This window comes from Sinomicrobium pectinilyticum (assembly GCF_003725735.1).
Classification (GTDB): Bacteria; Bacteroidota; Bacteroidia; order Flavobacteriales; family Flavobacteriaceae; genus Sinomicrobium; species Sinomicrobium pectinilyticum.
Map to the genome: position 1 here is coordinate 97,350 of NZ_RJTM01000108.1, position 7,344 is coordinate 104,693.

Sequence of the window (7,344 nt, forward strand, 5' to 3'; positions counted from 1 at the left end):
AGTAACCTCAGAACCAAAAATCAAAACTAATTAGACATGGCAGGAAATAATTTATCACCACGTCAAAAGATGATAAACCTCATGTATCTCGTGTTTATTGCCATGTTGGCCATAAATATGGGGAAAGAGGTATTATCTGCATTTGGCCTGTTGAATGAGAAACTCGAAGCTTCCAATATTAAGGCAACTACCGATAATGCGGCTGCACTTGAGGGCCTCTCGAGGCTGGCAAGTGAAAAACCGGACCGGTACCAGCCTGTACTGGAAAAAGCAAATCGTGTAAAGGAAGCTTCTACAGAATATTATGCTTATCTCGAGGAACTGAAGACAGAAATGACCGAAAGGCTTAACGATAAAAGGGACTATGAAAAGATGGACCAGTCCAAGTTCCTGGATAAAAAGTTCTTTAAAGGAGGAGGTAAGTACACCGAAGAAGGGCAGGAGTTCGTAGACAAAATGGAGGAGTACAGGGGAGCCGTACTGGAAGCCCTGGGTGAAAATTTTAACGAGATAAAGAGTTCTGTAGCAGAACGGTTTTCCACCGGGGAAAACGGCAAGGCAGAAAACAGGGATGGCGTTAAAATAGATTGGCTGAATTACAACTTCGAAGGTTTTCCGTTAGTGGCTTCCCTGACTAAGATCACCCAAATACAGTCGGACATTAAAAACACGGAAAGCGATATTTTCGGGGCAATGCTCGGAGAAGAGTTGAGCAGTGAGGTATCGATGACCAATTATACCACATTGCTCGAACAACCTAAGTCGGCCTATTACCAGGGAGAGACTTTTGACGGGTCTATTGTGCTGGGTAGAACGGATGCTACAACGAAACCACATGAAGTGGAACTTTTCCTGGATGGGAAAAAATTATCTGAGAATGATTATGAACTGGACGGGGGAAAAGTAAAGCTCAAAGTAAGTGCGGGCAGCCCGGGAGACCATAAACTGGAAGGGAAATTAGTGTTCATGCAGAATGACGAACCTGTTGAGGTGCCGGTATCTTCTACTTTTGCTACGATAACCAAACCGAACGCCGCTGTTATTTCCGCAGATAAAATGAATGTGGTATATCGTGGGGTTTCGAATCCCATTACCATATCCATACCCGGAATACCGGACAATAAAGTGTCTGCGTCTGCTACGGGATTATCCAGGATTTCAGGTAGTAAATATACCATGAATCCCGGCTCGGGAAGAACTGTAAACATAACAGCCAGCGGTACACTGCCGGACGGACAACGCATCAGTACGACTTCCGAATTCCGGATCAAAGACGTGCCGAGGCCTTCCGGAACCATACGCGGGGAATCGGGTGAGGTCAGTATGCCGAGATCAAGCCTGGAAGTATCTACCGTAGGGGCGGTACTGGAGGACTTTGATTTTGATCTCAGTCTGGGAATCCGCGGGTTTAAATTCAAGGTTCCGGGACAGCCTACGATTTCCGTGCGAGGGAATAAGCTGGACGGTGCAGCCAGAAATGCGCTGAAAAGGGCAAGGAGAGGCGATGCTGTTCAGGTATTTGACATAGAAGCTTATATTACTGGAAACACCGGATACAAATTGAAGAAAGTATCACCGGTAGTGATCCAGCTTACCAACTAGTATAAGCATTAATCATATAATCCACATCCGGAGTTTTTTATGCTGCTCTCCGGGAGGGCAGCATATTACTCCCGGTTCTGTGTGGTTACTCATCTGAACTAACATAAAAACAGAAATATATGAATTGGAGAGTTACTATCCCACTTTCCTTGGTTTTTGCTATATGGTCTCATGTCTCCCCTGGGCAGGCTAACCTTCTCAATGCCAAGAAACCCGAAGAGATCGGGGTGAAGACAGACAGGCAAAAGGAAGCGGACAACGACGCACCTATGGACTACGGTTATGTAGATGACAGGGACGTTATGTGGACTAAAACAACCTGGGAAGTTATTGACCTGAACGAAAGAGTAAATTTTTCTCTCTACTATCCCATTGAACCGATAAGGGAATCTAACAGGAAATCACTTTATGACGTACTGGTAGATGCCATAAAGGAAGGAAAGCTCGAAGACATTTATGTCGATTCCTATTTCACGGAAAAAAGGGAATTTAAGGACCTGGAATCCACACTTTCCAAGATCGATACGACCGATATGGGATATGAGCAGTTGAACGCAGGAGAACAGGTATCCCCGGAATATATCGATAAAAGGGATATCACCGCTGCCGATATCGTCGAATATCATATCAAAGGAGTCTGGTATTTTGATAAGCGCCAGGGCGAGCTGAAATACCGTCTTTTGGCCATAGCACCTGTAGCGCCGGATGTAAACTTCATAGATTCGGACACGGACGACGGGTCTAACCTTGTAGAACTGTTCTGGGTATGGTATCCGAGTGCAAGACAAATCCTCCATGAGGCGAAGACTTTCAACAACCGGAATTCGGCAGCCCCTCTTTCATTCGATACGATATTGAACACCAGGAGGTTTAATGCCACCGTCTATAAAGAAGATAATGTGCATGGAGACAGGCCTATAAAAGATTATATAGTGGAGAATTCTTTGTTCCAGTTATTGGAAGGTGAACGGATAAAGGAAAAAATCAGAGGGTTCGAAGAAGATATATGGACGAACTGATGTCTTTTTATATTCACGTGTGATATTTTGTAACAGTGCCTTTCCCTTCGGAGAGGCACTGTTTTTTTGCTTCTGAGGGACTTATATAATATGGAAGAGAGTACATTCTGTAATTAAGCTATGGTAAGAGAAGTGTTGTTCTCCGGGTTTTGGCGAAATAACAGATACTTTTCAAATGTCGGTTTTATTCGGCTTCTACGGGAAAGAGCAAGGTGATCCGTGTTCCTTTGTTCACGGTACTTTTAATGTCTATCTTTCCATTTAGAATGATAAGAAGGTCCAGTATGATTTTAATTCCCAGGCTTTTATTTGGAGTGTCCAGGGAAATCTGCTGTTCTTCATGCGGGTTCATGAGCGATTGGTAGTATTGCAGCTGTTTTTGGGAAATGCCTTTCCCGGTATCTTCTATGACAATACGCAATTTTTTTTCACGGATAAAAGCATAGAGGGTTATTTTGCCGTTGTGTGTGTTTTTAACGGCATTGTCCAGAAGGTTATGGATGATTATGGAGAGCAAATGCTTGTTTACCCATGTGGTAAAATTATAGGGAATGTAGTTGTATATTCTGGTCCGTTGCGAATTTGCTATTTCCGTAAAAAGTGAAATTTTTTCTCCGATGAGATGCTGGAGATCATAACTTTCGCGTGGTGTGTTTCCTATGCCCTCATACATACGGGCCTTACTGTAATCGAGAATCTCGCTGATGAATTCATGTATTTTTACGGAGGCGGTATACATAGAACGGATACCTTCTCTTATCATTTTTTTATTCCCCGTATCATAATTGGCATACAGGTATTCTCCGGTATCTACCATAAAACGGAGAGGGCTTCGGATATCATGGCTGATCGAAGCGATAAGCTTTTCCTGTATGGCGGTTTGTTGCTTCAGCTTATCTTTTGTTATTCTTAAAGTCCGTATCGTGTTTCGAAGGTGTCGTGTGCTTTCTATTATTTTCTTTTTAAGGAGGGCGTTTTTATAACGGACATATTTAATGCGTAGTTTGATGCTGTAAAAAATGACTACCGGGATGGCCAGGTATAGCAATATATAAAACCAGTCCGTTTCCCAGACATAAGGAGGTACTATCAGTGTGATTCTCTTATGGATATAATACGAGTAAAAACTGTTCATTTTTCGTATCACCAGGGTGTGTTGCCCCGGAGGTAATTGAGAGAAGGTTATGGTTTGACCATCTTCTATGTCCTCCCAGTTTTTGGTATCTTCATCTTCCAGTTGAAATTCCATGTTCAGGTTGTAAGGATTGTCATAATATGGCGTGGCCAGATGGATGTATATCCTGCCGAAATTGCGGCTGAGCCTTAGTGTGTCCTGATCTACCGGGAGTATACCCTCCGCTGTCCTTACTTCGTCTATATACATGGTTCCGTTGGGAAGTTCGGGTTTTACCTTTTTCGGATCGAAAATGACAATCCCGTTCAGAGACGGAAGTGCCACATGGCCATTCTGTAATCTGATACCGCAGGGTTCGCACCCGCCCGTAAATTCGTTGGAAAGAAACCCAGAACTCTTATCGTAATAGTGATAATATACCTGTTCCATTTTCCCGGAAGCATAGTCCAGCATCTTTTTCTTTGCCGCCTGAAAGAGTCCCTTACCGGTTGTGATCCATAAATATCCTTCATTGTCTTCGACGATACAATGCGAAGAAAGCATATACCCTTTCCTGTCCGATGGAAAACCCGTAAGTTTTCCGTTCTGGTAAAGGAATATACCTTTTGTGGAAGTGGTAACCCATATTTCCGCGGGAGCCGAAGCATAAAGGCTGGTTACCTGTTTGTTGTTCAGTCCGTCTATAGTACTGCATCTCCCTGTGGCGAGGTTTAGTTTATGCAGGCCTCTTAAACTCCCTAGCCAGAGGGTAGTGTCTGTGGTTTGCAAGATGTACTGGACACTGAAATTGAATTTTCTGTAAGATTTCGGGGCGCACTCCGGATCTGCGGAATCCAGATAATAGACTGCGCTTTCCGATGCTTTGTGTTCATCGTTACTGAGGTGCATAGCAATCCATATCCTGTCGTGAGCTCCTTTGTAGAGTTGTTCTATGGAATATGGCAGTACCCATTGGCGGAATTCCCGATAATCGGTGTCCTTACTGAAACGGTACAGGTGGTTTTGGTTTTTGGTCCAGATGTCACCCTGTTTATCCGTTATCAGACTGTACTTATCGCTGTCCCACGTACCATTCAGTTTCTCTCCGGCAATATTGTCTACATTAATAACAGCACCTGTAGCAGTCAGTATTTTATTGGAGGTATAGTTGGTAAGGGCATGTTGTACCCTGTCTGTATCCCAGGTGTTTATGTTTTTGAAATTGTGCTTTTTAATAATCCCCAATCCCTTGGTTTTACTGCCCAGATAGATGATTTTCAGGAAAGAATCATAATAGGCGGAGATTATACTGTTTTCAGGGCCGAAATCGAAATCCGGAAGTATGCGTTCCAGACGTAGTTTTGAATTTTTTACCTGCAGGAGATACAGGCTTTTCCGGGTATGTAAAAATGTTTGCCGGGTAATATTATTATAGATAATTCCGGTAATATTTTCGTCCCCGGCCGGGACTTCCGTTTTTTCGTGAACAGTTCTTCCGCCATATATCCTGGTATATTCTCCATCCTTTTCGAGATGATACAGGCTGTCGCCCACGGTGAAAAAATAACCGGAGGCATTGTGCGGGAAATAGACCTCCGATGTCCTCCGGGAGTTATTGTTGTAATGAGAAACCGTATCATTGGTGACAGTATAGTGGTTGTTTCCGGAAGCGGGGATTACATATTTTTTCCCCCGGATATTTGTGCTATCGGTACTGTTTATTTCCGGCGTCGAAATAAGGGGATGGGGGAGGTCTAAGATGTTTTGTTGAAGGGTTTCAGCTTTTCTTTGGGATATCAGGAGGGTTTCGCCGAACTCGTTATAAACAAATATACTGTCTTTGTCCGGAACCCCGAGCGCATACATCATTCGGTTGTTGTGTATCGAGGTGTTTTTGGAGTTGAATACACGGAAATTTCTTCCGTCATAACGAACCAGACCGTTTTGGGTGAGTAGCCAGATAAATCCGTAAGTGTCTTTAAAAATATGTTTTACACTGTTTTGGGGCAGTCCGTCACTATCGGTATACCAGTTAATGCCATAGTCTTTAGTCGGAAGATCGCGAACCTGATTGCTATAAGAGATAAGGTAAAGTAAACTGGAAAGAATGGTCAACGTAAGTCGCATTAGAATCAGAGGGGGAATTCTAAAAAGATTATGTGAAAATTGCAGGTTTAAAAAATTGTTAATCAGGGGTGAAAAACATCCGTTTTATACTGGTATTAAAGGCTATAAAACAGTAATAAGTTCCTGAAATAAAGTAAGTTATAGATAATTACGTTTAGGGCGTACAATTATACAAAAAAAATACTTATAAATAACCGGTTATCTATAGAACTTGTTCTATATGTAACACGAATTTATTCTACACCCGGCCTGTACTAGTTCTACAACTTTTTTAACGGGAATATGACGAGGTCCTTTTAATTTTATGTCAACGTTAATACAGCGTTTCCTAATATCATAATCAAGTGTTTAGAACAGTCCGCCCCGGGTCGTTTTATCAACTCCCGGGAGGGCTGTCTCTACTGAAGATTACTAAGACTGCAAATATAGAAATGTTCTTCCTGATTTTGGATGTTTTTATCGGAAACAGAATAAAATTACGGAAAGTATGGATTTGAGGTAATTTTTTAAACGTGAATCATAAGGCTTTGATAGACAGTAAAAAATTGAGAGATGTCATTATTTTGTAAATATGTCATGATCGCATTGCGGGTCCGGCACTGCTCTTTTGAAAGTTCGTTGTGGAAAAATAGCAGGGATCAACGGATATCCCATCTGAAAAGCATATTGGACGGAGGGGTTTTGTTGTCTAAATCTAAAGAAGAGATCATGGAACTTCTCGGAGATGAATACAACCACTATTATGTGGATCAGTGGAAATATTTTGTGCGAGACCTGAAGAGTTTGCCTTACAAAATATACCTTGAGATAGAATTCCGGAATAACATTGTTGCTGATTGCAGGGTAAAACTCATTTGAAATTTATGGAAGTAGCATTACAATATCAATCTGTTGAAACTAAAAATAAAACCGTCCGGCGGCGCATAGAGGCTTTCCAAAGCTCGGGTAAATTGTATTTGCACCCTGATTTTCCGTTTTATTATACGGACGGAGTAAGGTATGTGGTGTCTCTTTTTGAGGCGGATGGCCTGTTAAAGGATATGGCCATGCAGGCATTTGCGCTTTCCGGAGAAGAAAATTTTATATGCATTCATCTATGTCGCAACCGTGTAGACGACCGCTGGGTTCAATATTCCAAAAGAAGCGGAGAGCTGTTGAAGAAAGGCAGGATCTCCGTTGGTCTTCCTCTCGAACCGGGAACTTCCATTTGTTTTTACTTCATTGGCAGAACCCTCATTCTGCCCACGGAATTCTAGTTTTTTGGATTCTTTGACGGATAAAGTATGTTTAAAGGACGGAGATAAGGAAATAAGAAAAGTTTTTCAGCGCCGTTAAAAAATGCGGCCTGTTGCCAAAAGCAGCAGGCCGCTGAAATGATAAAGGAAATAAGAAAATAAGATATTCGCCGGTATTGTGTTTTTCGGGTCTGTAAATTAAACTCTGTCTGGTTGTTCTCCCCTGCGGGGGGTACCCCCCGCAGGG

The 7,344-nt window shown here is 42.4% G+C and carries 5 protein-coding genes; 4 read left to right on the top strand and 1 reads right to left on the bottom strand.

All coding sequences use genetic code 11. From position 1 onward, the window contains the following. Positions 1–36: 36 nt before the first annotated feature. Together porM and porN are read left to right on the top strand one after the other, a co-directional pair. Positions 37–1,602 (top strand): type IX secretion system motor protein PorM/GldM, encoded by a 1,566-nt coding sequence (porM, locus tag ED312_RS16270; RefSeq protein WP_123217079.1) that lies wholly within the window; start codon positions 37–39, stop codon positions 1,600–1,602. A gap of 119 nt (positions 1,603–1,721) precedes the next feature. After that, positions 1,722–2,621 (top strand): type IX secretion system ring subunit PorN/GldN, encoded by a 900-nt coding sequence (gene porN / locus ED312_RS16275; protein ID WP_123217080.1) that lies wholly within the window; start codon positions 1,722–1,724, stop codon positions 2,619–2,621. A 184-nt stretch (positions 2,622–2,805) separates the two neighbouring features. Here porN and ED312_RS16280 read toward each other — a convergent pair whose 3' ends face one another. Then, positions 2,806–5,862 (bottom strand): sensor histidine kinase, encoded by a 3,057-nt coding sequence (locus ED312_RS16280; protein ID WP_123217081.1) that lies wholly within the window; start codon positions 5,860–5,862, stop codon positions 2,806–2,808. Between the two features lie 552 nt (positions 5,863–6,414). Between ED312_RS16280 and ED312_RS16285 the strand changes: the two genes are divergently transcribed. Together ED312_RS16285 and ED312_RS16290 are read left to right on the top strand one after the other, a co-directional pair. Beyond that, entirely contained in the window at positions 6,415–6,720 is a 306-nt protein-coding gene (locus tag ED312_RS16285) for a hypothetical protein (protein ID WP_148044319.1), read from the top strand. A gap of 5 nt (positions 6,721–6,725) precedes the next feature. Beyond that, positions 6,726–7,118 carry a DUF6876 family protein gene (locus ED312_RS16290; protein ID WP_123217083.1) on the top strand — a complete coding sequence of 131 codons (393 nt, stop codon included), beginning with the start codon at positions 6,726–6,728 and terminating at the stop codon, positions 7,116–7,118. The last annotated feature ends 226 nt before the right edge of the window (positions 7,119–7,344 follow it).

Excerpts from the sequence above, each read along its gene's own strand:
- porM (WP_123217079.1), top strand. The coding sequence starts at position 37 with ATGGCAGGAAATAATTTATCACCACGTCAAAAGATGATAAACCTCATG.
- porN (WP_123217080.1), top strand. The coding sequence starts at position 1,722 with ATGAATTGGAGAGTTACTATCCCACTTTCCTTGGTTTTTGCTATATGG.
- ED312_RS16280 (WP_123217081.1), bottom strand. The coding sequence starts at position 5,862 with ATGCGACTTACGTTGACCATTCTTTCCAGTTTACTTTACCTTATCTCT.
- ED312_RS16285 (WP_148044319.1), top strand. The coding sequence starts at position 6,415 with ATGTCATTATTTTGTAAATATGTCATGATCGCATTGCGGGTCCGGCAC.
- ED312_RS16290 (WP_123217083.1), top strand. The coding sequence starts at position 6,726 with ATGGAAGTAGCATTACAATATCAATCTGTTGAAACTAAAAATAAAACC.